The sequence below is a fragment of the Pseudoalteromonas sp. TAE56 genome (assembly GCF_000497955.1).
Taxonomy (GTDB): Bacteria; Pseudomonadota; Gammaproteobacteria; order Enterobacterales; family Alteromonadaceae; genus Pseudoalteromonas.
The window spans coordinates 1-26671 of record NZ_AUTN01000101.1 but is presented as its reverse complement, the minus strand read 5'-3'; the positions used below and the strand labels follow the sequence as shown (position 1 = coordinate 26671).

The window sequence follows — 26671 nt, the reverse complement described above, 5'->3', positions numbered from 1 at the left end:
TCAAATCGACTTTTTAATTAATAAACGGCCAATAACTATAATAAATAGTGTTAGTGAGAAAACCCCAAATATAATTTCCATCCAAGCAGGCATGCTCAAGCCAACAAATTGCCAATCTATATTTCCACAATCCCCGGTTGCTTGAAAAAAGCTAGGTATCCATTCATGTAACGGCATAAATGACGGGAAGTTTGGCTCAAACTCACAGCTGAATGCAAAAGGATCTGTGGTGGTTTGCATATCAATATGTTCGCGAGCAATTAAATATCCCCAAACACTCGATATCCCCCAAATTACATACGCAAGTATACGAACTGTTTTGCTCTGTGGTTTAGTCGAACCTATAATTCCTGCACCTAATAAGCCTAGTACAGCGGTGCGTTGGTATATGCACATTATGCAAGGCGCTAACCCCATTTGGTATTGAAAGAAAAGAGCGGTCACTTCCAGTAAAAAAACGATGGCTGTAAATAAAAGCCATGGGGTACGTTGGGTGGGTAATTGCGCAAGCCAGTTCATAAAAATTCCGCGTTTTAATAAGACGTTAGATTATGACGCAGGATAAAGTATGCAGCAACAAAAAGGAAAAAAAAGCTACCGAAGTCACTTTTTTTAAGATGAAATTAGTGACTACTCGGTAATGCCCCAATAGGGGCGACATGATGATCTATTAGGCCTCATTAATACATAACAAATAACAATGTACCTACGATGAATATTACCAGTAGAACTGTGCAGTTTAGCTAAATTATAAAAATATAAATTTTATTATTTATTAATCTTTAATTTCTACTCATTTGCTTATTAATATACCTGACTTTACTTGTTAGTTATGCTTCGTCTGGTACAATCAGTCAGTTATTCGTGTAAAACGATGAGTGTTGATTAATTCGAGTGGGAACTGGATGAGAATTTTTAAAGCGAAAAGCCCAGCAGGATTTGCTGAAGAATATATAGTTGAATCTATTTGGAACGGCGATTTCCCTCCAGGTTCAATTCTACCTGCCGAGCGAGAACTTTCAGAGTTAATTGGTGTTACAAGAACGACCTTGAGAGAAGTATTACAGCGTTTAGCACGTGATGGTTGGTTAACAATTCAGCATGGTAAACCGACAAAAGTAAATAACTTTTGGGAAACGTCAGGCTTAAATATTCTTGAAACATTAGCGCGCTTAGATGAAGACAAGATGCCAGAGCTGACAGATCAGCTTTTATCTGCACGTACTAATATTAGTGCTATTTATACACGTGCTGCAATTAAGTTAAATCCTGAACGTGTAATTGAAATTTTATCACAAAGCCATGAGCTAGAAGACACTGCGCAGGCATTTGCTGACTACGATTATAAAGTTCATCACGAATTAGCCGTTGCGGGTAATAACCGTATTTATGTATTAATACTCAACGGTTTTAGGGGCTTTTATTCAAAGATTGGTTGTCATTATTTCTCTGATGCCGGAACTCGTGAACTTGCTCGTCAGTTTTATAAAGATTTAACAATTTTGGCAGAAAATAAAGAGCACGATGGCGCTATTTCGATGATGCGTAAATACGGTCATCAAACAGGTGAGATTTGGCAAAAAATCCGTGGCGATATGCCCTCAGATATAATGGATTAAATCTAAACGAGAAACCTGCATTTGCAGGTTTTTTTGTATCTGTAAAAATTAATACCACATTATATGATTTTTAAACAATTTAACGTACTGACTCTTCTTCAGTAACGTCCAAAGCTCTATCTAATTACAACGCAGTTTACATTTCAAAATATACATACTATTCAAGCAAATTTGTGCAAGTTGTAAGTGTTCGTTATTTTCGATTGCTCACATCGTTAAATGCGATTGTTCTTTTGTGGTGAATAACTTTAGAATGCCAATTAATTATATGTATGCGCTATTGGTTTTTAATTTTTAGCGCCCATATAAGTACCAGCATTGCGAAAGCAATTGAAAACAAACTCAAAATATTTGGAGAATAAAATGGGTGTATTAGTAGGCCGCCAGGCACCAGACTTTACCGCTGCAGCTGTTCTTGGTAACGGTGAAATCGTAGATAGCTATAATCTTCATGAAACCATTAAAGGTAAAAAAGCAGTTATCTTCTTTTACCCACTAGATTTCACGTTTGTATGTCCTTCTGAACTTATTGCATTTGATAAGCGTTTTGAAGAGTTTCAAAAGCGTGGCGTAGAAGTAATTGGTGTTTCTATCGATTCACAATTCTCACATAACGCATGGCGTAACACTGCTGTTGCAGACGGCGGTATTGGTAAAGTTCAATACGCACTAGTTGCAGACGTTAAACACGAAATTTGTAAAGCGTATGACGTTGAGCATCCAGAAGCGGGTGTTGCATTTCGTGGTTCATTCTTAATCGACGAAGAAGGCAATGTACGTCATCAAGTAGTGAACGATTTACCACTAGGTCGTAACATCGACGAAATGCTTCGCATGGTTGACGCGTTAGCGTTCCACACTGAGCACGGTGAAGTATGTCCTGCTGGTTGGACTGAAGGTAAAAAAGGTATGGACGCAAGCCCTGAAGGCGTTGCTAAGTTCTTATCTGAAAATGAAGGCGAGCTATAATCTAGCCCTTAGTTTTAAATAAAAAAACCGCCANGTTTTTTTGTGTCTTTTATTTAGAAAGAAAAGCTTACTTTAGTGTACAAGTAGCGGCCACGAGGGTTATGCACAGCTGATGCATAACCGTATAAATCGCCATCGCCATCACCAATTGCAAATGGTGGCTCTTCATCAAATAAGTTATTAACACCTAGTGATATTTTAGCTGACTCAGTAATACGGTACGACGTTTGTAAATCAACAAGCGTTTGCGAGTCAATCATACGTGAAGTATTACTATCAAAGTCTAAATTGCCATCAAAGTCGATATCAGGCGTATCTTCAAATTCACCTACATAACTGATATTTACGTTGGTGTTAAACTCACCAATCTCCCAGTTGGTTGAGAAAATAAAGCGATGCTCTGGGTAGCCATATTCACCCGTGTAATCACGACCATCTTTTTCAAACTTATCTTGATATGCCCACTCTAGATTGAATTTAAGTAAACCTAAGTCATCAAGAGAGTGGTTATAGTTTGCTGAAACATCAACACCAGATACTTCCTGCGATGATAAATTTTTAAATGTGCTGTGTATTTTTTGTATTGTGCCTAAGCTTGCACCGCCTGTAGGGGCTAAACGAACACATACAGTACTATTTTGGTTACCGCATTCTGCTGCATAAATAGGACCAAATTCTTCTTCATCGATTTTGTTATCTTGAGTAATACTCCATACATCAACACTTAAACCAAACTCAGCTGTAGGTGCCCAGATAACGCCCATGTTCCATGATTCTGACTCTTCTGCTTGTAAATCAGGGTTACCAGAGAACTCAATGTTATAATCAAGTGCTTGGCAATCTAATCCCGTTTGTTCACAGCGCTGCGTATCAACAAAGAATTGGCTTTTTTGCGACGGACCTAAGCCTATTTGCGCTAGCGAAGGCGCTCTAAAGCCTTGCGCCCAAGAACCACGAACAGTTACTTCGTCAGTTGGTGCCCAGCGCAAAGCTATTTTTGGATTTGTTGTTGTACCAAAGTCGCTATAATCATCGTAACGACCTGCTAATTGTAGTTCGAGGTTTTCAGCAAGCGGGATTGAGAATTCAACATATGCAGCGTATTGTTCACGATCAGCAGAAGCTGATACTGATTCAGTACCAAATATTAAGCCACGTTGAAATTGATCATCAGGGATATCATTTACATCTTCTTCACGGTACTCAATACCGGCGGCCATCATTACAGCTTCACCACCAAAACTAAACGCTTCACCTGTAATGTTAGCGTCAAAAGAGGTCATATGAGACTCACCGCGACGTACTAAGCTGGTTGTGATTCTGTCAATTACAGCAGGGTCGTTATATGTGCCACCGAATGGATTATAGTTACCGGCATCAATTTCTTGTTGTAAGAAATCGGTGCGTACCCAGCCTTGTGTACGATCGCCAGTTTGTAGTGATTTACTGCGACCTTTTTGTACCGCAGTCTCCCAGCTCCAATCGTTTATTTCGCCCTTCAACCCTGCAACAAAGCGTAAGGTATCTGACTCAATGTCCCATTGGCGAGCACCAGCATCTACTGTACGGTAGCGACCAATTTGAATATCTTCACCAAATGGATTGTTTGGATGACTAGCGGGTACAGTAAGGCCTGCATCTTCATCAAGTGGTGTTGGTGCACCAGCAGCGACAGAGCTATTATGCTGAACAGCCATTTCTAAAAAGCCAGTAATGCCGTTATCAAAGCGGTATTCAAATTGTGAAATAGCGCCTACACGCTCAGATGCTGGGGCAACATATCCATATGGGCCGTAATCAAATAAGCAGCTACCACTTGAAGTTGCATTTTCAGCAGGACAGGCAGGGTCGATTGTTTTAACGCCATCTACGTAAAAGTAGCCCGGGAAACCACGAGATGAACGGAAATCTTCACCACCATAAGGTGCTTGGTTTGCAGTGCCAAGGCTGCCCATTTCATCAGAAGAAAGAGATGTGTTTTTAAAGTAATCGATAATAACAGATGCACTACTTTTTTCGCTTGTAGTACCCCAAACTAGGCTTGCTGTTGTTTCTTCATAACTTGGACCATCAGTACCGCCATAGCCTAGGTTAATCTCAACACCATCAATATCTTTCTTTAAAATAACGTTAACTACACCCGCTACTGCATCTGAGCCGTAGATTGCTGATGCGCCATCTTTGAGTATATCTATGCGCTCAATAGCAGAAACAGGGATACTGTTTATATCTACAAATGAGTTGGTGATACCTTCAGCAAAGGCACTAATTGATACACGGCGGCCATTGATCAGTACGAGTGTTGCATCGGCTCCTAAGCCACGTAAGCTTACTGCAGCTGAACCGTTAGCGGTTGAATCTTGGTTGTTACCACGAGTAGAGAAAGTACCGCTACCTGCTACAGGCATTCTTTCTAGAAGCTGCTGCAAGTTATCGTAACCCATGTTTTCGATTTCAGCTCTACCGATCGATTGTACCGGAGAAGGCCCTTCAATATCCGTTCGCTTAATACGAGAACCAGTAACCTGAATTCGCTCTACTTTTTTAGCTTCTTCAGCTGCGTAAGCCGTTGTTGTAAAACCTGCTGATAATGCGAGTGTTGCGCCCACAATAATGCTTGGTGTAAATGCAGTTGATTGCTTCATCCTTAAGTCCTTGTTGATATATTATAAAATTATTTGCTTAACAAGCGCGGGTATTAATATCATGTAACTTAAGTGTTAGCAATTAGCTTAATTTGTGATTTAAGTATTAGTTTCAATGCTTTTTTGTGGGTTTTATAACCTTATTTACACTTTTTTCTAGGTGGAACTAAGCGTGAATAGGACATAGACTTAATAATTGTTATATAGCTAGATGAAGCCATGTGTGGAGTTGCTAATGAGCAAAATAATTTGTAATAATTTATTTCTATAAATTAAAATTTTTGTTTTATCTGCTTTTAACTTGAGCGGGGAAGCTGATGCTAAAAGCGTTGAAACTTTCTGATTTACGACTGTGTAGATACAGGAGGTAGGGTAATGCAGGAGCAATTGCTGAGAATGGCTAAGTAATACCAACCTGCATAAATCTTTGATCAATTTAACGAATTAAATTGCACTATAACGTCGTTAAAAATTTTTTATTTAGAACAACTAGATATAAAATTTTTTGCCTAGCTCTAGCGTGATTTTCTTAACGTTAAATAGAGCCCATATATAAGCAGATTGGTATAACAAGTTTTGTCTTGTTATCGATACGATTTTCTTATTTCAAAGTAGATTACTTCATTGAGCGAGCTGGTATTATTTGAATTTTTATATAGGTGAAATTAAAAACGCCTAATAAATTAGGCGTTTTTATTTATGCTTTATGCTTCATTAAGCGTTCTTTTTCACGCGACCAGTCTTTATCTTTACCGTCTTCGCGTTTGTCGTGTAGCTTTTTACCCTTTGCTAGATGAAACTCAAGTTTTACCCAGCAGTTTTTCCAGTACATCGCTGTAGCTATTAAAGAATAGCCATCGCGCTCTGTAGCACCGAATAAACGGTCAAGTTCGCGTCTGCTTAATAGCAATTTACGATAACGTAGCGGGTCGCAAATTACATGGGTCGAGGCACTAATAAGTGGCTGAATCTGACTGCCAAGTAAAAATGCTTCGCCATTTTTAAGATGAATATAAGTTTCTGTGATATTTACTTTACCAGCTCGGATACTTTTAACTTCCCAGCCTTGTAGTTCAATACCTGCTTCAAACTTATCGTGTAAAAAATACTCATGTCGCGCTTTTTTGTTTAGCGCGATGGTATTACTTGTCGATTTTGATGAATTTTTCTTAGCCATAGTGCCCTATAATATACGTAATGTGAGATGTTTTACATCGATTTTTTTAATAATGCTTTTAAAAATTTAGCTTTAATTTAAGCAGCATGAAAATTTGGGGAAACGCGCAAAGCTTGCTAAAATTCGCCCACACAGTTGGGAGTGAGTATGCCACAAATAGAAAAAAGTGCGCTGGTTATGTACAGCACTAAAGAGATGTTTGATCTAGTTAATGATGTAGAAGCTTATTCACAGTTTTTACCAAATTGCTCAGATTCAAAAATTGTTTTACAGCACGATAATAACATGACCGCGAGTTTAGAAATATCTAAGGCGGGTATAAAAAAGTGGTTTACCACCGAAAACACCTTTGTTGATGAACAAACCGTGTTACTACGCCTTGTTGATGGTCCGTTTAAGACGTTAAAAGGGCGCTGGCATTTTCAAGAGCTTGATGCCAAAGCATGTAAGGTTCATTTGCACCTCGAGTTTGAATTTTCAAGTAAGTTAATAGAGCTTGCCTTTGGAAAGATTTTTAACGATGTAGCAAAAAATATGGTGAGTGCATTTACTCAACGTGCAAAACAGGTTTATGGAGCGCGAGTATGATTAATGTTGAGGTAGTCTTTGCATTACCGACCACAGCCACGTGCTTATCAATTGAAGTGCCACAAGGGACTACAGTAGAGCAAGCTGTTATTCAGTCAGGTATTATAGAAAAGTGTCCGGAAATTGATGCCACATCGCTAACGTTAGGTGTGTGGAATCGAACTGTAAAAGCTAACTATGAATTAAAAGACGGTGATCGTATAGAAATATACCGGCCATTAATTGCAGACCCTAAAGATGCTCGCAGAAAACGTGCAGAAAAAGCAAAAGAAGAGGGGCGTGCAAATAAAATAACGGGTGGTCGCCCACTCGAGAAGTAATACCTATCGGCATAAACCTCGAACCGTTTAACAGATTAAATCACACGCTAACGTGGTTAAAATGGTAAAAGCTTTTTAAGTAAACCAATAAAAAAGGTGAGCCATGCTCACCTTTTTTACTACTTGAGACGTTTATTGCTCTAGCGGTGTAGTAAAGTTTTCAGGTTGATCATAATCACCTGAGATTGAAACTAACTTTTCATTTTCAAAGTTAATTACTAACTCTTTATTTTGTTCGTTTTTACGGCCTTTATTAAAGCTGTAAATATAGCGCCAAGTATTGTTATCAAAGGCGTCCTCGGCAATAGGTCTACCTAATACATAAATAACTTGCTCTCGGGTCATATTTATACGAAGTTTTTCAACATCCGACTGCTCTAAAAAGTTGCCTTGTGGGATGTTAATTCGGTATACCCAGCTAGAGCAACCTGCTGCTGAGCTAAGTGTTAAAGCAACGATAAGCCAAAGAGAAAAAGTTTTTAACGACTGCATTGTTAGTTGTGATCCTTATTTTTTATAATCTGCATGATACCGATTAGTCACTGAAGGTAAAACCCTTTTAAGCAATTGTTTTATGTTAAGGGCGTTAAGGTAATGTTTTGACCACTAATAATGAAAAAAGTTTACAACACATTGAAACGAATATTTTAAAAGCTGAGTCTACTTGGTTTTTATATATAGTTGAAACACGATTTGGTCATTGGTACACAGGGATCACGACTAATGTTGAAAAACGCTTTGCAACTCATCAAGCAGGGAAAGGGGCTAAAAACCTTAGAGGCAAAGGGCCGCTTTTACTTATTCATCAACAACAAGTGGGCAACAAAAGTGAAGCAAGTAAGCTTGAATATCAATTAAAAAAGCTCTCCAGGGCCAAAAAGGAAGCGTACGTTTTAGCATTTAATAGCGGCACTATTGAAAGCGCTTAACTTGTTCAAATTAAGCATATTCGTTGTGAGCAAAAACTACCATTGATTATAGTCTTTGCTCACGGTAAACATACAGTTTTATAGCTACTTACTACTTAGCGGTGTTTTTCAAAGGTCGCTACAAGTGCATCAAGTGTTTGTGCGCTGTTTGCTAAGTCTCTAATAGCTTGCTCTGTATTGATTTGCTCGCTCATTGCTTTATCGCTAATTTCGCTAATTTGCTCAATATTACGACTTACATCGGCAACCACGTTACTTTGCTGCTCAGTTGCAGTCGCTATGAGCGTAGCCATATCGTTAATTTTATTCGCTGTTTCGGTTATCGTATCGAGCAATTCTACTGAGTTTTGCATAGCACCAACGCTTTGCTGTGCTTTATCTTTCGATTGACCAATATCGTTAACTACATCTTCAGATATTCTTGTAAGTTCTTCAATCATAGATTGAATTTCGGTGGTTGATTGCGATGTACGGTTTGCCAGTGCACGTACTTCATCAGCAACAACAGCGAAACCGCGCCCGTGTTCGCCAGCGCGAGCAGATTCAATTGCAGCATTTAAAGCAAGCAGGTTAGTTTGATCCGATATGCCTCTAATTGAGTCAACAATACTTGCTATATCAACCGTTTTTTTAGAAAGCAAAGTAACTTGCTCTGTTATGCCATCAATATCGCTGGCAAGGGCTGATATAGTTGCTTGGCTTTGGATCACTTGTTTGTGACTTTGAATGGTGTTTTCGCGACTGTTATCGGTTAACTTTGCTGTATTTGCTGCGCTTTGCGCTATTTCTTGTACTGTAGCGCCCATTTCATTGATTGCTGCTGCGACAGATATTGTTTGCTCTTTTTGGTTGTCTATTGCTTGAGAGTTTCGTTTTGCTTGTTCAAATACATGATCAGAACTTTGACGAATATCGTGGCTTTCGCTGGCAACCTGAGTAATAGCTACCTCTATTTTATTAATAAACTGATTGAAGCCGTTACTTAGATTGTTAAGCTCTGGTTGGCTCGATTCTGGTAAGCGATATGCTAAATTTGCATCGCCTGAGCCTAAGCGTGAAAATAACTCAGCCATTTTAGAAAGTGGAGATGAAAGTGAGCGAGCAAGCAAATAACTGATTAAACTGGCAACCAATGCTGTAATTACCGTAAAAGTAAATATTTGCCATTGCAGGGTATTTACGCTTGCGAAAACTTCACTTTTTGGCACTTGGGCTACAACATATAAATCGGTGTTTTTAATAGGCATAGCAGCAACGAGTGTCGGTTCACCATTTAAATTGATTTCTTCTAGTGCAAAGCCACTACTATTAAATAGTTGGCTGTGGATATTTGCAGTATATAAATCATCAATATTTGCTTTAGCTACTTTACTTGCATCTTTATGAAGCTGAATCAATCCACTTTTATCTGCAATAAATACAAAGCCTGTTTGCTCAATTTTAAATTGCTGTAATAGCTTTTGCATATCAGTGATGCTTTTTGCAAGACCTGCTAAACCAGTACCATTAGCCTGCTGATGATTTACAAACATTTTCACATCATCGGCTGACTCTTGATAAATACTGATAGAGTAGGGTTGTTTTGATTGCTTAAAAGCAAAAAACCAGCCATCGGCTGCATCGTTTTTTAACACACGCAAAAAACCATTCTGGTTCCAGTACTTTGCAGTGTCTCTATTTGCCCAAGATGCTGTGGCTAAATCGTATTGCTGGGCAACGCGATTTAATTCTTTTAATAGTAATGTATCGTCTTGGTTGTTTGATTGGGCCCATTGTAAAATAAATTCGTTTGATGATAGTTGCTGAGCAGCACCGAGTAACTCGTTGATTTCACCGCCTATGTGATTGCTGATTGTTTGCAGTTTACTAGGAAGCTCTGACTCAATCATACGTCGCTCGATAATATCCTCTGAGCTGTGTAGGGAAGTCAAACCAATCAGTGCGGCTACGCATATAGCAATAACACTGCCTAAAGCTGTGATTTTTTGAGTGATCGAAAGATTTTTTATCGTCATGATATTAATTAATTTTACAACTAAATAGAAAAACATATTAGCACATTATTTATTTGGAACTAAATATTGGCTAAGCAGAATAGGCAAAGATATACCAGATTGGTTAAAGTTTTATTAACAAGCATAAAAAAGCCCACATGCAAAAAGCATACGGGCTTGGTTTCTAACAAGCGAAACTTTTATTGTTTAGGGTTAAACAATTTTTTTCATTGCTGACATGTAGCCACGTAATTTAGCACCTACTTTTTCAACAGGGTGTTCACGCAGTGCGGCATTGATTTGAATTAATGTTTGGTTATCAACTTGGTTACTGTGCTCGCCAAGGCCTTTACCAATGATGTCTGTATCAACGTTTTTCATAAAATCAGCAAGTAATGGTAAACATGCATGGTTGTATAAATAACAGCCGTATTCTGCAGTATCAGAGATAGTACGGTTCATTTCAAAAAGCTTTTTACGCGCAATCGTATTGGCGATTAATGGCGTTTCGTGTAATGACTCGTAGTAAGCTGACTCTTCGATAATGCCAGCTGCTGTCATGGTTTCAAATGCAAGTTCAACACCCGCTTTAACCATTGCTACCATTAAAATACCGTTATCAAAAAATTCTTGTTCTGAGATTTCTACATCGCCAGCAGGAGTCTTTTCAAAGTTAGTTTCTGCTGTTTCGCTACGCCATTTAAGTAAGTTTACGTCATCGTTATTCCAGTCTTCCATCATAGTGCGTGAGAAAGTGCCGTCGATGATGTCATCTTGATGCTTATTATAAAGTGGACGCATAATTAGTTTTAGCTCTTCACTTAGTTCAAACGCTTTTACTTTTGCAGGGTTTGAAAGGCGGTCAAGCATGTTTGTAACGCCGCCGTACTTAAGTGCTTCGGTAATTACTTCCCAACCATATTGAATTAGTTTTGATGCGTAACCCGCATCAACGCCTTTTTCTATCATTTTATCAAAACATAAAATAGAGCCAGTTTGTAACATGCCACATAAAATGGTTTGTTCGCCCATTAGGTCAGACTTAACTTCAGCAATAAATGATGATTTAAGTACACCTGCGCGATGACCACCCGTACCCGCTGCATACGCTTTAGCTTGTGCTAAACCAAGACCTTGAGGGTCATTTTCTGGGTGAACTGCGATCAAAGTTGGCACACCAAAACCGCGCTTGTATTCTTCACGTACTTCAGAACCAGGACACTTAGGCGCAACCATGATTACAGTAATATCTTCGCGTACTTGCATGCCTTCTTCAACGATATTAAAGCCATGAGAGTAAGCAAGGGTAGAGTCTTTTTTCATAAGTGGCATAATTGCACTTACTACAGCGGTATGTTGTTTATCTGGCGTTAGGTTAAGTACTACATCAGCTGTTGGGATTAGTTCTTCGTAAGTGCCAACAGTAAAGCCGTTTTCAGATGCATTTAAAAATGATTGGCGACGCTCAGAAATAGCTGATGCGCGTAATGTGTAAGAAACATCTAAACCAGAGTCACGTAAGTTTAAGCCTTGGTTTAAACCTTGTGCGCCACAGCCTACAATAACTAGTTTTTTACCTTTAAGTGCGTCAACGCCATCGGCAAATTCGCCTGCGTCCATAAATTCACATTGCGCTAATTGCGCTAATTGCTCGCGTAAAGGTAAGGTATTGAAATAATTCGCCATTGTTAGTGTCCTATAAAGTCATGTTTGTTAGATGCGCAAAGTTTATTACGCTTACAAACACCATATGTAAAATCGTTGCTTGCGTAAAATGATATATTTGAATTAAAGTGTTTCATAATATGAAATGCTGGGTTTGACATGGATCATAAACATTTAAACTACTTTTTAGCGCTGGCTAAAACACTCCACTTTGGGCGCGCAAGCGAACTTTGTCACATAAGCGCGCCCACTTTGAGCCGCAATATAAAACACTTGGAAGAAGAGGTAGGTGTTGCATTATTTGTACGCGATAACCGCAGTGTTAAATTAACGCGTGAAGGTGAGTCGTTTATTGATTACGCCACAGCGACGCTTGCTAACTGGCAGCGTTTTAAAACGAATGTAAAAGACCCGCAACAACATATTTACGGCAAAGTAAGTATTTATTGCTCGGTTACTGCATCTTATAGTTTTTTACATCAAATATTAGAGCAACTACGTGCGCAGCATCAGTATATAGAAATAACATTAAATACAGGCGACCCTGCACTTGCTATAAACCGCGTGTTAGATGGACATGAATTAATGGCAATTGCAGCTAAGCCAAATAAGTTACCGGCACAAATTGCTTTTGTAGATATAGGGCATTCTCCACTTTTATTAATTGGACCAAAAATTCAATGCCCGATCACACAAAAACTAACGCAGAATGGTGATGACATTAATTGGTCTGATTTAGAATTTATTGTGCCAGAACAAGGTTTTTCTCGCCAAAGGTTAGAACACTGGTGGCGCAAAAATAATATTCACGGGAAAATTTACGCACAAGTTGCTGGGCACGAAGCGATGGTATCTATGGTGAGCTTAGGATTAGGTGTCGCAATGGTTCCTAAAATAGTGCTAGATAACAGCCCGCTGCAAGATAAAGTACAAATACTAACACCAAAAATGCAAGCTCCTGATGGGTTTGATATTGGCTTGGCTGTATTAAGGAAAGAGTTAAATGACCCTGCAATCAGCGCGTTGTGGAATATTGCGCAAACTTTAGATGCAAAAGCGATTTAATGCGCGCAGAGAATAAGCAAGTTAGTTAAATAGTATGAATATAGGTTGCGTATAAGTTTACTATTACTTAACATTGAGCGCTAATAATAAAAACAATGACGCTTGAGAATTTATTTATGAACCACGCTGTATCACTTGCTCATTCTGCCCAATGCCTGAAAAAGGCGATTCCTTTGATGGTAAAATACCGAATGCCGGTTACTCCCATCAACTATGCAATTTGGTACTGTTATATTCAAGGAAACAAACCGTCACTAAATGCTGAGTTAGACCACGTTATTGCTCAGCAACAAACATGTTCACAAGACAAAGCAAAAGAGATATTTGACAAACATTTAACGCAAGACGATCTCGTTTTTTTTCAAGAAATGACTGAAAAATTTCATACAACTATGGAGCAAGTTCAGCAAGATATAAGTACCACGCTTGATCACTCCAAAAGCTTTACGACGAGTTTGGTTGACTCTCAAAATGAATTAAATATGCTTGTTGATGTAAATGTTTACAATGAGATATTAGGTTGTGTTGAGCGTTTAACCGACGATTCTATTGCAATGCAAGATTATGCTCGCGAATTTCAAACTAAATTAGCCGTTGCCTACAATGAAATAAAAGACTTAAAAGAAGCACTCAATATTTCAAAAGAAGCAGCCGATACCGATACACTTACGGGTTTTTATAACCGAGGTAAGTTTGATTCTGATATTGTAAATTTTTGCTTTGAATATTCAGAGCAAGCGCAAGAAGACTCTCTTGCCGTCCTTATTATGTTTGATATTGATCACTTTAAGCGCTTTAACGATGATTTTGGCCATCAAAAGGGTGACGAAGTACTTAGGTTAGTTGCTAAAAAAGTGAGAGAGAATACAACGGAAGCCGCAAACGTGTATAGATATGGTGGCGAGGAGTTTTGCATAACAGCCTACTTTGACACTATTAACGATATAATAGCGTTTGCCGATTGTATTCGTTTAGCAATTGCAAAACTGGTGATTCGTAAAAAGCATGATGTAACTGCAAAACGAGCTATTTCAGCAAGTTTTGGTTTAGCAATTTTACGCCCATTTACCAATAGCTCCGTTTTAGTTGAGCGAGCAGATAGAGCTTTATATATCGCTAAAACACATGGACGAAACCGAATAGAAATAGCTCCAGATATTTAATAAGTATCTGGTGTTTATTTATCAGGTTTAAAGTCACTTAATTTGAGTTTTTTATCAAATATCAATCTCGTTAAACTATTAGGTTTCATGGGTAATAAAGCTGGCTGTAACGCGTTAGTTCCTAGCTGCCTTTATTTAGATATCTGTATTTCATCGCAGCATCTGATTTTCTAAGTATCTCAAAGTATAACTTCCGAAAGATAAATAGCCTGCAGAAACATAAAAGTTAACATTTTTGTATACAAATTGTGAATAATTGTAACCAGCTAGAGCTAGTTTAAAAAGACCTTGCTAGTATGGGGAACTCTCTTATTTTGATACTTTGATTTACGCTAATGCGGTATGCCTTCTCATTATTAACAGCTCTATGTTTTAGCACTTTATTTGTTTGCCTTTCGGTGCAAGCAACACAGGCAAGCAAGCATGTTGACGATTATTCAGAGCAAGACATAATAACCGACCGTCTGCATTTGAGTTTAAGCGTGGGGGCTGGAGTTATAACCAACCCTTTGCATGGTGGAGATAATATTCCGCTCGTGCTTATTCCACAAATTGCGTTTTATGCAGAGCAATGGTTTTTTGATAACGGCCGTCTTGGTTATTCATTTTTGCAAACCCCTAAGCATCACTTTAATCTAGTTGGTGAACTCAATTCTGAGTCACGCTTTTTTATAGACTGGCACCCTAAAAATATATTTACACTACAAAGTAGTGCCCTCAACAATCAGTTCGTAATGCAAGATGAAGCCTCGTCCACTCGCTATGTTGATATTGATAATTTACATAAACGGCAAATTGCACTGGATGCGGGTATTGCATATCATTATGTAAATGAGGACCAAGTTTTTTCGGTTCAGGCCCTGCATGATATAACCGATGTTTATCGAGGTGTACGCGCAGCATTGCAGTGGCAGTATCATACTGTGATAGGAAAGCTCAAAATAAAGCCAACACTTGGAATAAACTATAAATCTGCGGAACTAAATAGCTATTTTTATGGACTTAATGAGGGTGAAACTCAATTTGGCAAAATAGACGTTGGTAGTAGTTGGCAACCTTATGCTAAAATCGACGCCCGTTGGCCACTGAGTAAGGCTGACTCTCTTCGTTTTCATGTAGCATATTACGACTATTCGGCTATGGATGGCAGTCCGCTCTTTGAACGTACTTATTCAATGACTGCATTTATAGGATTCGATCGTACTTTTTAATATGAAGTATTCAATATTAGTTGTGTTTATTACCACTTTTTTTAGTGGTTTTAGTGTGGCACAAACCTCTTTTTTTAGCGTTTCTCCAAAAGTCTGCGTCGTCTCTGAACAGCAGGGTTTTTGCGATCTTGATTTACAATTTGAGTGGCAATTAAACGCCTATAGTGATGTCTGTTTGTATCAGCAAGAGCAACTGCTTCAATGCTGGGAGCAACAACTTTCTGGGCAATTTAATTATAAAGCGCGTGTTCAGGTGGAGACCATATACTCCTTAATCAATCCTCATACGGGTGTGTTATTAGCTAAGACACAAGTTGAAGTACAAAGCGCCCATGCTAAAAAAAATAGGCGTAGGCTTCGCTCTCCGTGGAGCTTTTTTTAATTTAGGAGCAACTAATGCCAAAAATTTTACTTGTTGAAGATGATCTAGGTTTACAACAACTAACAAAAGATTACCTTGAACATAATGGCCTTGAAGTCGATGTGTTAGACCGCGGTGACGAAGTGTTTAATTACCTAGAGAATAATACACCCGATTTAATGATTTTAGATGTTATGCTGCCAGGTAAAGATGGCTTTAGCGTTTGCCGCCAAGTAAGAGATAAATTTACTCTACCAATTTTAATGTTGACTGCTAAAGGTGAGGATTTCGACCAAGTACTTGGCTTAGAGCTTGGCGCTGATGATTATGTAATAAAACCAGCAGAGCCACGTGTATTACTAGCGCGGATCAATGCATTACTGCGTCGTGGACAACCCATGGTAAAATCAAGTGAAGAGCTCCAGTTTGGTGATTTAGTTATTGATAAAACAAGTCGTATTGTAAAACTAAGTGATTCGGAGATTGTATTAACTTCGCACGAGTTTGAGTTACTATGGCTATTAGCGTCAAATGCAGGTGAAGTACTAAGTAGAGAGCATGTGCACCAACATATGATTGGCCGCCAATATGATGGACTTGATAGAACTGTGGATGTACGCGTATCACGCATTCGTAAAAAATTAGGCGATAACAGCGATAAGCCGTATCGTATAAAAACTGTATGGGGACAAGGTTATTTATTTGTTTCTGATGCGTGGGATCTTTAGAACTATTTAAGGTTAGTCGGCTTTAATGGGAAAACTGTTTACCAGCTTATACTTATACATCATCGTTTCTTTGTTTGTAGTAAGTGGTGTTATAGAGCAGTTGTGGCCTTATGAAGAGTCGCAACAGCAAGTTTTCTTAGACGATGAGTTTGGGCAATCACTATGGTTGCTCTCACAAACTCCTAACGGTCTTAAAAAACTAAAGCATAACTTTGATAGTAAAGTAATTGAACGACGTGATTTAATACTTCCTCAAAAACAACAATCGCAGCTTAACCAAAACCACTACTTATACTTATACGATAAGCAACAGCGCATTGTTTGGTATGTAGATCTCGGTAATGACTCATTACTTCAAGTAGGGCCGGTAGGTGTATTAACGCAGCAATCATCTTCTGTTTGGCCCTATTTATTACTCCTTATTATTGTAGGTATACCTGTTGGGCTGTGGAGCTTTTTACTATGGCGCGATTTTGCAAAGCTACGTAAAGCGTGTGAAGCGGTGGAGGGTTTGCAAGACTTTCAACTAAACGACTCTTCTAAGTCTTTCTTTTTACCTATTACTGATACATTAAAGGTAATGCAGCAACGTATTGAGTTTTTACTTAGTGCGCAGCAAGAACTTACCTCATCGGTGTCGCATGAGTTTAGAACACCACTAGCACGTTTAAAGTTTGCAATTGTAATGCTGCAAGAACAAATGCTTGATGAAAAAGTTGAGAAATACCTAACAAACATGCAAACAGACATTAGCGAGCTTGAGTCACTAGTTTCTGAAATGCTTGAATATGCGCGATTAGACTCTCAACAACCTAGTTTACAGCCAATAAACTGTGACTTAGCTGGGCTGGTAAAAACAACTGTTGAAAAGCTAAACTTTGAAGCCCGAACAACGCTTTCCGTAAACCTCCCTGAGCATTTAAATTATTACTGTGATAGTCACTTTATGGCGCGAGTATTTCAAAATTTAATTGGCAATGCGCTCAAATACACCCATAAGCAAGTCAAAATTTCATTGCTACAAGAGACAAAACACATCGTATTGATTGTTGAAGATGATGGTGAAGGGATAGATCCCGCTGAGCGAGAAAATGTATTTAAACCTTTTACTCGACTCGATAAAAGTAGAGGTAAGGATACCGGTGGTTTTGGTTTAGGGCTCGCCATAGTTGCTAAAATTGTGTCGTGGCACCAAGGAGAGTGTAAAGCAGAAAGCTCAAGCTTAGGTGGTGCTAAATTTATTGTATATTTACCCCTCAAATTAAAGACATAAAAAAAGCGCCTTGAGGCGCTTTTTTTGCGGTTAAAAACCAAAATCAACAAGTAGCAATACAATAGACCGCAAGTGCTTAAAAAAGTTCTCAACTATTTTTATTTTTTTCAAGTAATGGCATTAACATTTGCTCAAGGCCATTTAGTTTTACTTCGTACATCATTGCAAGTTGGCTACCTAGCTTTGAATCGGGAAACCCTTGCTTGTTAAACCACACTAAATAAGGTTCTGGCAGTAACAATAATGGGCGTCCTGCATATTTTCCAAACGGCATTGTAGTATTTATCGCTATTTTTAATTGTTTTGGATCCATAAAGATTACTTAGGTATTTAAAGTCTGGGTAAGTGTAAGGGATTTTAGAGATATAAAATAGGCTGTGACGGGCAAGAAACAGCCTATTTTGCGAGGGAGTAGGCCCTCTGATTTAATAGTTTTATGTTAATTAATATAAACCTAGTTGAACTTTAATTAGCTGGGATCTAATTAAGTTATTATTAGAACATGGGTTCTTATTTAACCAACACAGCTAGTTTACCTGTTTTTTATTACTGTGGTGAATTGCCTTGTAAAGGAATGTAAATAGAATTGCTTTTTATTTAAAAACTAATAACAAAGCCTTAATGAATTTAAGGCTTTGTTATTTATAAACGATACAAAAGAGGACTATTCGTTAAATAGCTCTTGTTTTACGTGCTCTGCAAAACCACTACCGGCTTCTAAATAAAAGTTATAAGTAGAATGCACACCCATTTCTTCAAGCTCTTTTTGTTGATCCGGGTAGTTTGCAATAGCTGTTACTTGGCCTTTATAACCAGAGGCCTGTAATTGCTCTAAAGCAAAAATATTTTGCATATGCTTTGGCATTGCAAGCATAACCATTTCTACTTGTGAGTGATTTACTCGTTGCCAAAAGTCAGGGTCGGTTGCATCTGCAATTAAGACGTTGCGGCCTCTGTTAACGTGCTTGTCTACCACCTCTGGCTTTATATCTATGCCTGCAACAACATTTGGGTGAGTCGCGTTGATCGTTTCATAAGCACCAGTACCAATACGTCCCATCCCAAAAATGACTATTTTCGTATCATTAAGGTTAACGGGTAGCTCTTCAGCTAAACGAGTTTTACTTTCAAACTTTAATAACCAGTGCTCTATTTTTACATACAACTCATTTGAGCGTTTATTTAATGGGGAAGCAATTATGAATGTAATAGAAACAGCAATTGCCATTACAGCTAGCCACTCAGAGGTGATCATGCCTGTAGTCGCAGCCACTGCACATACAATTAATCCAAACTCACTGTAGTTAGATAAGCTAAAAGCGGTAAGTAATGATGTACGCGCACGTAATTTGAATATATTAGTGAACACATAGTAAAGCGCTATTTTAATGGGTAATACTAAAATAAGTATAATGGCAACAATCAAGGAGTTAGTGGTTAGCTCTGCGCTTAAACCAATACTTAAGAAAAAGCCAACTAGCAATATGTCCTTTAAATTAAGTAGAGATTTTGATAGCTCGCCAGCCTTTTTATGAGGGGCAAACATCATTCCTATTACTAGTGCACCTAAATCGCCTTTTAGGCCTGCAAATTCAAATGCATGATAACCAGCAACTAGCGCAAAGAAAAAACCAAACAATGGTAATAGTTCACCATGTTTAGATCGGTTCAACACGCCATACATTACAGGTCGTAATAAAGGCAAAGCAATTATTAATGCAATAGCCCATAAATTAGGGATTTTACCGGTGCTAATAGCTAAAAATATTACTGCAAAGATATCTTGCATTACCAATATTCCAATGGCTATTTTGCCGTGTAGGCTTGCCATTTCTCCGCGCTCTTCAAGTACTTTTACTGCAAATACAGTGCTTGAAAAACTAAGTGCAAATCCAACCAATAAAGCACTTTGCCAACTTAAATCAACAAATAGTGGAATGGCGAAAACGCCAAGCAGAAGCATGAAGCCACTAAATAATGCGCTGCTAAAAATGATATGCAATGTTGCAGGCGCCCAAACTTGAGGTTTAATTAAACTGTTAACTTTAAGTTTCAAGCCAATACTAAAAAGAAGAAGAGTAACCCCTAGGGCTGCAATTGTATCGAGCAACTCTGTACTTTTATAACCCGATAAATTTAAAGCAAAACCTGCAAGTAAAAACCCAATTAGAGGAGGTAGTTTTAACTGATAAACAGCAAAACCACAAACAAACGCGGCAGCAAAATAGATTAGTTCCATAATTCTTAATATCACTTCATTTGGTGTTGCAGTGTAACGAAAAATTTATACCATTGAAAATATAAATAGACCTAAAAATGAACGCGTCTAATCAATTACTTGTCCAGCTGCGTATAAAAAACGGGCATTAAACACCTATTTAATAGTAAATACTATGTAAATAACACTTTTTCACTGACATTAGCTTTTAAATATGGTTAAGATGCGATAACGAAGAAGTTTAAGCCGGAGCAAATAATACAGCCGCTCAGCTTAAGGAGAGATATATGTTTAAAAAGATTTTAGCGTCGGTAGGTATTGGTGCTGCAAAGGTAGACACTATTTTAGAAACTGAACACCTACAACCAGGTCAACTTTTTAACGCACAAATAGTCATTACTGCAGGTGATGTGAGCCAAGATATTTCAGGTTTAGATTTATTATTAATGACTCGTGTTAAAGTTGCAGGTGATAATGGCGATTATTTTACGAATCATGTGATTGAGCAATGGCGAATTACAGATATAGGTACAATTGAGCCAGGCGAAGTTAAAAATATCCCTTTTGAAGCGCGTCTTCATTCTGAAACTCCTATTACAGAAATTAATGCAGGTTATAATCAATCTCATGTGTGGCTTGAAACAGGCCTAGATATAGACTTAGCACTTGACCCAACAGATAAGGACCATTTACACATTTACCCTAATGAAGCGGTTAAAACGTGTATGCAAGCGATGGAAAAGTTAGGTTTTAGTTTAATGAAAGCTGACGTAGAAAAAGGTCACTTACGCGCTTCGACTTTTCAGTCATTATCTGGATGCTATCAAGAACTTGAATATAAACCAAATAGCCGCAGCTTATTCGGCATTCAGGAGATTGAATTATCGTTTGTCCCAGAAGCACATAAAACACATGTGCTTATAGAGCTAGACAGAGCCTTTAAAGGCGATGGTTATGTAGATTTGACCATAGAGCACGATCATGTGAATTTATCGCAGCTGTGTGATCAGCTAGAGCGATTATTTACTTAGTATAAGTTAACTAAGCTAGCGAGTGATTTTAATAAACCCAGCCTAAGCTGGGTTTTTTGCCTATAGGATTTGATATGCAGTTTAAATGTGAGCAGTTTGACGCTCTTGATACACAGACTCTTTTTACTATTATGCGCGGGCGTGTTGATGTGTTTGTTGTAGAGCAGGAGTGCCCTTACCCTGAACTTGATGATGTAGACATTGCTTTAAATACACAGCATTTATATACATTGAGTCATGGGCAACTACAAACTTACGCGCGATGCTATGAAAAAAGTGCACAATACAGCGCAATAGGTCGCGTGCTAGTAAGTGAAAGCGCGCGTGGCAATGGGTATGCTACTTTACTTATTACTGAAGCTATAGACTGCTGTAAAGCACAATGGCCTGAGCGAGATATTTATATAGGTGCACAGACTTACTTGCTTGATTTTTACCGCTCTTTTGGCTTTGAAGATTATAAAAGTGAATATCTAGAAGACGGTATCCCTCATCAAGATATGATTTTAAAACTCTCTAAATAAATCCAATTTAAGCAGCTATAAAAAAGCCCACTAATGTGGGCTATTTTAATTTAAGACTATTTAAGACTATTTAAGACTATTTAAGGTTAAGGTATTATTTAGCTTAATAGTGAGTGTAAAAACACCATACCAATAGCAAGTGGACACACAAACTTGGTATACCAAGGCCATACTTTCCAAAATAATGTGTTATGAACTTCAGGATTACCTTCTTTAATTGCTTTAAGTAATGAGCCTCTGTACCAAATCCAGCCTACAAATATACAACACATAAGGCCAAGCAAAGGTTGAGCTACTTTTGTAGTTAAAGTAATCACTAAGCCAAATAAGCTGCTAAGGTTACACACAATTGTAATGCTAACGATAGCAATTAAAGCTCCAATCAACCAGGTTGCCTGAACGCGTTTCATCCCAAAGCGTTCTACAGTGTATGATACTGGCGCCTCTAACATTGAAATAGATGACGTTAAAGCGGCAATACTCATTAACGCAAAAAATGAAAAGCCCACAAATAAGCCAACTTCGCCCATTCCATCAAATAAAGCAGGGAGTACCTGAAATACTAAAGTATCTTCAGAGAGTAGTTTTCCCGTTGTGGCAGAGAATATTTCAACGCCTTGAGCTTGTGCTACATACATAGCCGGAATAATCAGTAAACCCGCTACAAAAGCTATAAATACATCAATAAGGGTTACATAGGCACCTAAAGAAACAAGGTTTTCTTTTTTACTAATGTACGAGCCATAAATAATCATTACGCTAGTACCTAGCGATAAAGAGAAGAAAGCTTGTCCTAGCGCACTCACTAATAATTTTGCGTCAAAAATAGATGAAAAATCGGGAACTAAGTAAGCCTTTAAACCTTCCATTGCGCCATCTTGGGTCATTACATATGCAATAAGTGCAAATAAAATACCTAAAAGAGCAGGCATTAAGCGTTTCGACCATTTTTCAATACCATTCTCAACGCCTCTACTGATAATAGCGACAGTTAGTACGATAAAGACGAGAGTAAATATTATGTTTCGGGTAAGTGATTGCTCACTTAGCCATGTCGATGCTGTGTTGGCACCAACAAGAGTAGCTATGGGGTCAGCTGTAGCGCTGAGCATCCAACCAGCAACAATGGCGTAAAAACTTAATATAAAGCCAGCACATAAAATACCGCCAAAACCAACAATAAAGGCAAAGTGTTTTTGCCATGGCTTATTAGATATTTTTTGAAGTGATGAAACCGCGTTTGCTTGGCCATGACGACCAATCATAAGTTCAGCCATTAAAGCGGGGTAGGCTAAAAAGAACGCAAGCACTAAATATGCGACTAAAAATGCAGCACCGCCATTACTTGCTGTTTGTGTAGGGAATCCCCAGATATTGCCCAAACCAACGGCAGAACCCGCGGCGGCCATAATAAAACCAAAGCGAGAGCTAAACTCGCCTCTAACTGCGCTCATATTATTGTACTTCTCTATTGTGTGACGGCGCTGACAATCTACTGGAAATGTTAAAAAATAAAAAGTGCTTATTTGCTGATCTGGCACAATTTAATAAGTAAATGCGTGTTATAACCATCGATTTTAATTGTTGTTATCGGGTCGTTTAAAATAACGAGTTGATTTTGTTTAATAATTGTTAATTACAGTCTGTAACTATTGCTTTACGAATTGTGATGCTGTGCAATAGTGAGAGTAAAACACGCACCACCTAGCTGGGTACTTTTACTAACTTTAACACTGCCATGATGCCAGTCGGCTACTTTTTCAACAATAGCTAGACCAAGGCCGTAACTTTTATCAGCTCTGTTACGGTGAGCCTCTTCTCTAAAAAATGGACTAAATACGTTGCTAAAGTTTTCTCGAGCTATGCCAGGGCCGTCATCTTCTACCGTTATTATAAGCTGTTGTTCGTGTAACTTCGCACTTAAGTAAATATGTTGGTTTGCGAAATCAGAGGCATTAGTTAATAAATTGGTAATTGCACGAGCAAGCCAGTGAAGATCTGCATTTATTATTTTATCGGTACTATTGAGCTGTACACTAAGCATTTGCATTTCAAGTTTAGGTGCAAGTTGCACTAAAATATCTTCAAGGTAGGACTTAATGTTTGTTGATGAATAGGTCAGCTTATTAGCATTTTGCTCTAAAGTAGCAAATGCTAAATAGCTACTAAGCATCGATTCCATATGGTCTAAATCATTTTCCATACGGGTTAAATACTGTTTTATTTTTTGCTCATCATGGCTATCTAATGCTGCATCTAAACCAAATCGCAGGCACGCGATAGGGGTGCGTATATCATGAGATAAGCTTGAGGCCATTAGCTTGTTTTCGGCGACAAGCTTCTCTATTTGGCTGGCCATGCGATTAAAGGTAAGCTCTACGTCTTTTATGTAAGTAAAATGCGATACTTTTATTCGGGCTTGAACATTACCTGAGGCAAACTTTTTAGCGGCTTCATTTAACACGGTTAATCGTTTAGCTAAGGGCGCAATAATAAAGCCCATAAATACACATAGGCCTGCGTAAAAGAGTAAGGTTAATATAATGTCGTTATGTTGCTCGCTATCAAAAATTTTATCTAAACGCATTGATAAGTGAAAAGGATTTAAAACATCGCTGCTATAAAGCATATAAAAGCCTTGCTGATCTTCTAAAATCAGCCCACCCGGCGTATGCATTTGTAATAATAAAGAAGGCGGTAAAGCAAGTGATTCATTAGGTTTGTAATCAATTAAAACATCAAACTCTAGCGCTAGTTGTTTTACATAATCGCTGCGCTCAGATGTGGGTATGTTAGCTAACTGCTTGCTAAAACCCATGATCATTTTACTTTGCTGACTAAATTCATCCTGTGGGGTATGCGCTTGTTGACTAAAAGCATCAATAAGCCAGCCCAATACCACAATAGATAAAAGTGCACTGCCTAGAAGCGATATATAAAACTTTTTCATTTATTTATTCATCACTTTATTACCACGCAGTAGAAACAAGTAAATATCCACGGCCCCAAATGGTTTTAATTTTTTCAGGGTTTTGTGGATCATCATTAAACTTTTTACGAAGTGCAGAAATAAGTACATCAACACTTCTATCAAGCCCATCATACTCTCTGCCTTTGGTTGCTTTAAATACAGCGTCGCGAGAGACTACTTGCCCTGCGTTACTCGCAAGGTAGTGAAGCAGTAAATATTCAGCACTTGATATATTTACGTCTTGCTCGTTAAGTTTTACATTTCTAGATTCAGTATCAATACTAAGCGCACCAACATTAATAACACTTTCGTTAACGTGTGGCGTATTTGGCTCATTTTTTTGGCGAAGGGCTGCTTTTATACGCGCTAGCAATGCACGAGGACGCACAGGTTTCATTATGTAGTCGCTTGCACCTACTTCTAGACCAATAACTTCATCCATTTCTTCATCGCGTGCAGTGAGCATTATGATAGGCGAATTATAAAAACTACGAAGCTCTCTACATACGCTTATACCATCTTGCCCTGGAAGCATAATATCTAGGAGCACGATATTTGGATTTAATGTTTTGACTTGGCTAATTACTTCGTCACCTCTGTGACAAACATGCGTTGTGTAGCCTTGCTCTGTTAAATATTCAGCAACCCATTGAGCAAGAGATACATCGTCTTCAACGAGTAAAATAGTGCCGTAGTTATCCATGAAAATATCCTTAATGCGATTGGTATTAAAATAGTCGCCAGCGGCGCTTTTTTTGCCTGTTTTGATATACCCATTGAAGCTTTACTTCGGCAACACTAATTATTTTAGATGTATTGCTGTCAAATAGTTCAAATGAAATACTTTGCTGTGAATCAAATGCATAATTAAAAGTACCGCTCTGTTGCTTGAGCCAACATTGCATTATGTACTTTGAGGTGGCGTCACGTAGGCAGTAATTACCAATGATAGGTTGCTCCCACGTTAGCGTAACGTCAGCATAGCAATTTCGCCCTTCGCGAAGTGCAACGCACGTGTCGGGTAGTGCTATGAGTGCTTCAGGAGGTTCCTGAGCTTTAACAGTAAAAGTACTGGGGAAGATCAGTAATACACAGATCCATCTAAAATACATAACGTAGGCCTACCTTGGCTTTATGTTGATATCCTTGGGAAATAATTGGGCTGTCGTCAATTTCTTTTGAAAACCATGTGGTAAGCCAGCCGGATAAAAACACCCAATCTTGGCTTATTGGGTACTCAGCATGGAACTCAAAAATAATACTGGTACTGGCATTACTGCTGTAAATAGGGCGAAGGCTGGTGGCTTCATCGTTATCAATGCCAAAATAATAATTAGTAAAGTCAGCAGAGTAGGCGCTTAAGCCAACACCCGATCTAAACTCCCAGTTTCGCCATGGCAAAATGTGACTAAAAAAGCTGTTTATAACCCAGCCATTGTGCGCGCCAGATACATCATGAAGGTATTCAAAAGAGAATTGGGTATTTTCAAATCGACGAGAAAGTCGAAGGCCGACGTCAAAGTCGTAATTACGTTTTTTAATACCTTGGAGTTCTTGTATAACACCGTGGTTATAAAATCCTAGGCCTTTTTCGTCAAACCCTGCTTGTGTATTTGTGCCTAATATATCTAGGCCCCAATCAAATTTATCTATAAGACTGTAGCCTATTACAAGGCCGCCACTGAGCTGATTGTGATCGAAATCAAGGTAAAATTTATCGTAGGAAACAGCAAGACTTAAATCGAGCTCAACGCCTTTGTCGTAAGACTCAATGCCGACAAGGTAAGAATCTTCAATATAAAAGCCCGCGCCAGCACTCCAATCCCACGCAAAGCCTTGGGTTGGCTCTAACGTATTATCTGCATAATAGCGGTTACTTGCCATACTCGATGTGCTAAAAATGCAGCAAAAAAGCAGTGTTATGCTCAGTAAAGTATGGTTAAGCAAAGCGTTTCTCATCCCTTAGGGCCTAATTATTATTTGTTATTAACCGTAGTATATTGTTAATTCGTTCCTTTAATCTGTAAAAAAATGTAGTAAGTGTTAGGTCTGTTGATCTTTAAGGTTAAATTTGCAGCAGTCTGTTTGGTATTTAGGCAAGGCAGAGCCTATACAGTGTGGTTATTCGCCATAAATAGGCGATAACGTAGCATTAATGCCAAACAGGCGCTGCCCAAAGGGTTCTTCCTAGGGGCTATTTACTCTTTGTTGCTCGGTTTT

At 38.4% G+C, this 26671-nt stretch carries 26 protein-coding genes; 13 read left to right on the top strand and 13 right to left on the bottom strand.

Annotated elements, in window-relative coordinates:
• On the bottom strand, positions 1-519 hold the full coding sequence (gene dsbB, locus L656_RS0110540; RefSeq protein ID WP_024599182.1) for a disulfide bond formation protein DsbB: 519 nt from the start codon (positions 517-519) through the stop codon (positions 1-3).
• A 386-nt stretch (positions 520-905) separates the two neighbouring features.
• Between dsbB and fadR the strand changes: the two genes are divergently transcribed.
• Together fadR and L656_RS0110530 are read left to right on the top strand one after the other, a co-directional pair.
• Entirely contained in the window at positions 906-1619 is a 714-nt protein-coding gene (gene fadR / locus L656_RS0110535) for a fatty acid metabolism transcriptional regulator FadR (RefSeq protein ID WP_004335692.1), read from the top strand.
• A gap of 363 nt (positions 1620-1982) precedes the next feature.
• A complete protein-coding gene (locus L656_RS0110530; protein WP_007378637.1) occupies positions 1983-2588 on the top strand; it encodes a peroxiredoxin in 606 nt (201 codons plus the stop codon).
• Positions 2589-2641: 53 nt separating this feature from the next.
• Here L656_RS0110530 and L656_RS0110525 read toward each other — a convergent pair whose 3' ends face one another.
• Positions 2642-5233 carry a TonB-dependent receptor gene (locus L656_RS0110525; protein ID WP_024599181.1) on the bottom strand — a complete coding sequence of 864 codons (2592 nt, stop codon included), beginning with the start codon at positions 5231-5233 and terminating at the stop codon, positions 2642-2644.
• 697 nt (positions 5234-5930) lie between these two features.
• Positions 5931-6410 carry an SsrA-binding protein SmpB gene (gene smpB / locus L656_RS0110520; RefSeq protein WP_024599180.1) on the bottom strand — a complete coding sequence of 160 codons (480 nt, stop codon included), beginning with the start codon at positions 6408-6410 and terminating at the stop codon, positions 5931-5933.
• Between the two features lie 147 nt (positions 6411-6557).
• On the opposite strand from smpB, the gene L656_RS0110515 reads away from it, so the two are divergent.
• Both L656_RS0110515 and L656_RS0110510 read left to right on the top strand, forming a co-directional pair.
• Positions 6558-6998 (top strand): type II toxin-antitoxin system RatA family toxin, encoded by a 441-nt coding sequence (locus L656_RS0110515; RefSeq protein WP_024599179.1) that lies wholly within the window; start codon positions 6558-6560, stop codon positions 6996-6998.
• Positions 6995-7318: an RnfH family protein gene (locus tag L656_RS0110510; RefSeq protein WP_007584122.1), complete on the top strand. Its 324-nt coding sequence runs from the start codon at positions 6995-6997 to the stop codon at positions 7316-7318. Before L656_RS0110515 ends, L656_RS0110510 begins: the two co-directional genes overlap by 4 nt.
• 132 nt (positions 7319-7450) lie before the next feature.
• Here L656_RS0110510 and L656_RS0110505 read toward each other — a convergent pair whose 3' ends face one another.
• The gene (locus L656_RS0110505) at positions 7451-7810 is read right to left on the bottom strand and encodes an outer membrane protein assembly factor BamE (protein WP_024599178.1); all 360 of its coding nucleotides are present in this window, start codon (positions 7808-7810) and stop codon (positions 7451-7453) included.
• 107 nt (positions 7811-7917) lie between these two features.
• Between L656_RS0110505 and L656_RS0110500 the strand changes: the two genes are divergently transcribed.
• Positions 7918-8247 (top strand): GIY-YIG nuclease family protein, encoded by a 330-nt coding sequence (locus tag L656_RS0110500; protein ID WP_024599177.1) that lies wholly within the window; start codon positions 7918-7920, stop codon positions 8245-8247.
• Positions 8248-8342: 95 nt separating this feature from the next.
• Here the strand turns inward: L656_RS0110500 and L656_RS0110495 are convergent, their stop codons facing one another.
• Both L656_RS0110495 and ilvC read right to left on the bottom strand, forming a co-directional pair.
• On the bottom strand, positions 8343-10262 hold the full coding sequence (locus L656_RS0110495) for a methyl-accepting chemotaxis protein (protein WP_024599176.1): 1920 nt from the start codon (positions 10260-10262) through the stop codon (positions 8343-8345).
• 192 nt (positions 10263-10454) lie between these two features.
• Positions 10455-11927, bottom strand: coding sequence for a ketol-acid reductoisomerase (gene ilvC / locus L656_RS0110490; RefSeq protein WP_024599175.1), 1473 nt, complete (start codon positions 11925-11927; stop codon positions 10455-10457).
• A gap of 138 nt (positions 11928-12065) precedes the next feature.
• Between ilvC and ilvY the strand changes: the two genes are divergently transcribed.
• From ilvY to L656_RS0110460, 6 genes are all read left to right on the top strand, one after another.
• The gene (ilvY, locus tag L656_RS0110485) at positions 12066-12971 is read left to right on the top strand and encodes an HTH-type transcriptional activator IlvY (RefSeq protein WP_007584128.1); all 906 of its coding nucleotides are present in this window, start codon (positions 12066-12068) and stop codon (positions 12969-12971) included.
• Between the two features lie 116 nt (positions 12972-13087).
• Entirely contained in the window at positions 13088-14134 is a 1047-nt protein-coding gene (locus L656_RS0110480; RefSeq protein ID WP_024599174.1) for a GGDEF domain-containing protein, read from the top strand.
• A 398-nt stretch (positions 14135-14532) separates the two neighbouring features.
• Positions 14533-15345, top strand: a complete 813-nt coding sequence (locus tag L656_RS0110475; protein WP_024599173.1) for a MipA/OmpV family protein — start codon at positions 14533-14535, stop codon at positions 15343-15345.
• Position 15346: 1 nt separating this feature from the next.
• On the top strand, positions 15347-15727 hold the full coding sequence (locus tag L656_RS0110470; RefSeq protein ID WP_024599172.1) for a DUF3019 domain-containing protein: 381 nt from the start codon (positions 15347-15349) through the stop codon (positions 15725-15727).
• A 14-nt stretch (positions 15728-15741) separates the two neighbouring features.
• Positions 15742-16434, top strand: a complete 693-nt coding sequence (locus L656_RS0110465) for a response regulator (protein ID WP_024599171.1) — start codon at positions 15742-15744, stop codon at positions 16432-16434.
• A gap of 25 nt (positions 16435-16459) precedes the next feature.
• On the top strand, positions 16460-17707 hold the full coding sequence (locus L656_RS0110460) for an ATP-binding protein (RefSeq protein ID WP_024599170.1): 1248 nt from the start codon (positions 16460-16462) through the stop codon (positions 17705-17707).
• Positions 17708-17795: 88 nt separating this feature from the next.
• Here the strand turns inward: L656_RS0110460 and L656_RS0110455 are convergent, their stop codons facing one another.
• Together L656_RS0110455 and L656_RS0110450 are read right to left on the bottom strand one after the other, a co-directional pair.
• Positions 17796-18020, bottom strand: a complete 225-nt coding sequence (locus L656_RS0110455; protein WP_024599169.1) for a DUF3820 family protein — start codon at positions 18018-18020, stop codon at positions 17796-17798.
• Between the two features lie 351 nt (positions 18021-18371).
• A complete protein-coding gene (locus tag L656_RS0110450; protein ID WP_024599168.1) occupies positions 18372-19946 on the bottom strand; it encodes a cation:proton antiporter family protein in 1575 nt (524 codons plus the stop codon).
• Between the two features lie 266 nt (positions 19947-20212).
• Here L656_RS0110450 and L656_RS0110445 point away from each other — a divergent pair, with 266 nt between their 5' ends.
• On the top strand, positions 20213-20956 hold the full coding sequence (locus L656_RS0110445) for a sporulation protein (protein ID WP_024599167.1): 744 nt from the start codon (positions 20213-20215) through the stop codon (positions 20954-20956).
• Positions 20957-21030: 74 nt separating this feature from the next.
• A complete protein-coding gene (locus L656_RS0110440; protein ID WP_024599166.1) occupies positions 21031-21480 on the top strand; it encodes a GNAT family N-acetyltransferase in 450 nt (149 codons plus the stop codon).
• Between the two features lie 98 nt (positions 21481-21578).
• Here L656_RS0110440 and L656_RS0110435 read toward each other — a convergent pair whose 3' ends face one another.
• The 5 genes from L656_RS0110435 to L656_RS0110415 all read right to left on the bottom strand — a co-directional run bounded on the left by L656_RS0110435 (position 21579) and on the right by L656_RS0110415 (position 26335).
• Positions 21579-22934: a sodium-dependent transporter gene (locus L656_RS0110435; RefSeq protein ID WP_024599165.1), complete on the bottom strand. Its 1356-nt coding sequence runs from the start codon at positions 22932-22934 to the stop codon at positions 21579-21581.
• A gap of 203 nt (positions 22935-23137) precedes the next feature.
• Complete coding sequence (locus L656_RS0110430; RefSeq protein WP_024599164.1) at positions 23138-24430, bottom strand: ATP-binding protein; 1293 nt, start codon at positions 24428-24430, stop codon at positions 23138-23140.
• 19 nt (positions 24431-24449) lie between these two features.
• On the bottom strand, positions 24450-25154 hold the full coding sequence (locus tag L656_RS0110425; protein WP_024599163.1) for a response regulator transcription factor: 705 nt from the start codon (positions 25152-25154) through the stop codon (positions 24450-24452).
• Between the two features lie 25 nt (positions 25155-25179).
• Positions 25180-25563 (bottom strand): DUF3019 domain-containing protein, encoded by a 384-nt coding sequence (locus L656_RS0110420; RefSeq protein WP_024599162.1) that lies wholly within the window; start codon positions 25561-25563, stop codon positions 25180-25182.
• Positions 25553-26335, bottom strand: a complete 783-nt coding sequence (locus tag L656_RS0110415; protein ID WP_241763430.1) for a MipA/OmpV family protein — start codon at positions 26333-26335, stop codon at positions 25553-25555. The genes L656_RS0110420 and L656_RS0110415 overlap by 11 nt, the downstream gene beginning before the upstream one ends.
• Between the last annotated feature and the right edge of the window lie 336 nt (positions 26336-26671).

Bases quoted from the DNA above. Each gene is read 5' to 3' on its own strand.
- ilvY (WP_007584128.1), top strand. From the start codon at position 12,066: ATGGATCATAAACATTTAAACTACTTTTTAGCGCTGGCTAAAACACTC.
- L656_RS0110495 (WP_024599176.1), bottom strand. From the start codon at position 10,262: ATGACGATAAAAAATCTTTCGATCACTCAAAAAATCACAGCTTTAGGC.
- L656_RS0110420 (WP_024599162.1), bottom strand. From the start codon at position 25,563: ATGTATTTTAGATGGATCTGTGTATTACTGATCTTCCCCAGTACTTTT.
- L656_RS0110415 (WP_241763430.1), bottom strand. From the start codon at position 26,335: ATGGCAAGTAACCGCTATTATGCAGATAATACGTTAGAGCCAACCCAA.
- L656_RS0110435 (WP_024599165.1), bottom strand. From the start codon at position 22,934: ATGAGCGCAGTTAGAGGCGAGTTTAGCTCTCGCTTTGGTTTTATTATG.
- L656_RS0110480 (WP_024599174.1), top strand. From the start codon at position 13,088: ATGAACCACGCTGTATCACTTGCTCATTCTGCCCAATGCCTGAAAAAG.
- L656_RS0110465 (WP_024599171.1), top strand. From the start codon at position 15,742: ATGCCAAAAATTTTACTTGTTGAAGATGATCTAGGTTTACAACAACTA.
- L656_RS0110440 (WP_024599166.1), top strand. From the start codon at position 21,031: ATGCAGTTTAAATGTGAGCAGTTTGACGCTCTTGATACACAGACTCTT.
- L656_RS0110450 (WP_024599168.1), bottom strand. From the start codon at position 19,946: ATGGAACTAATCTATTTTGCTGCCGCGTTTGTTTGTGGTTTTGCTGTT.
- smpB (WP_024599180.1), bottom strand. From the start codon at position 6,410: ATGGCTAAGAAAAATTCATCAAAATCGACAAGTAATACCATCGCGCTA.
- L656_RS0110505 (WP_024599178.1), bottom strand. From the start codon at position 7,810: ATGCAGTCGTTAAAAACTTTTTCTCTTTGGCTTATCGTTGCTTTAACA.
- L656_RS0110445 (WP_024599167.1), top strand. From the start codon at position 20,213: ATGTTTAAAAAGATTTTAGCGTCGGTAGGTATTGGTGCTGCAAAGGTA.
- L656_RS0110510 (WP_007584122.1), top strand. From the start codon at position 6,995: ATGATTAATGTTGAGGTAGTCTTTGCATTACCGACCACAGCCACGTGC.
- L656_RS0110455 (WP_024599169.1), bottom strand. From the start codon at position 18,020: ATGGATCCAAAACAATTAAAAATAGCGATAAATACTACAATGCCGTTT.
- L656_RS0110515 (WP_024599179.1), top strand. From the start codon at position 6,558: ATGCCACAAATAGAAAAAAGTGCGCTGGTTATGTACAGCACTAAAGAG.
- ilvC (WP_024599175.1), bottom strand. From the start codon at position 11,927: ATGGCGAATTATTTCAATACCTTACCTTTACGCGAGCAATTAGCGCAA.
- L656_RS0110460 (WP_024599170.1), top strand. From the start codon at position 16,460: ATGGGAAAACTGTTTACCAGCTTATACTTATACATCATCGTTTCTTTG.
- L656_RS0110530 (WP_007378637.1), top strand. From the start codon at position 1,983: ATGGGTGTATTAGTAGGCCGCCAGGCACCAGACTTTACCGCTGCAGCT.
- L656_RS0110470 (WP_024599172.1), top strand. From the start codon at position 15,347: ATGAAGTATTCAATATTAGTTGTGTTTATTACCACTTTTTTTAGTGGT.
- dsbB (WP_024599182.1), bottom strand. From the start codon at position 519: ATGAACTGGCTTGCGCAATTACCCACCCAACGTACCCCATGGCTTTTA.
- L656_RS0110425 (WP_024599163.1), bottom strand. From the start codon at position 25,154: ATGGATAACTACGGCACTATTTTACTCGTTGAAGACGATGTATCTCTT.
- L656_RS0110525 (WP_024599181.1), bottom strand. From the start codon at position 5,233: ATGAAGCAATCAACTGCATTTACACCAAGCATTATTGTGGGCGCAACA.
- L656_RS0110430 (WP_024599164.1), bottom strand. From the start codon at position 24,430: ATGAAAAAGTTTTATATATCGCTTCTAGGCAGTGCACTTTTATCTATT.
- fadR (WP_004335692.1), top strand. From the start codon at position 906: ATGAGAATTTTTAAAGCGAAAAGCCCAGCAGGATTTGCTGAAGAATAT.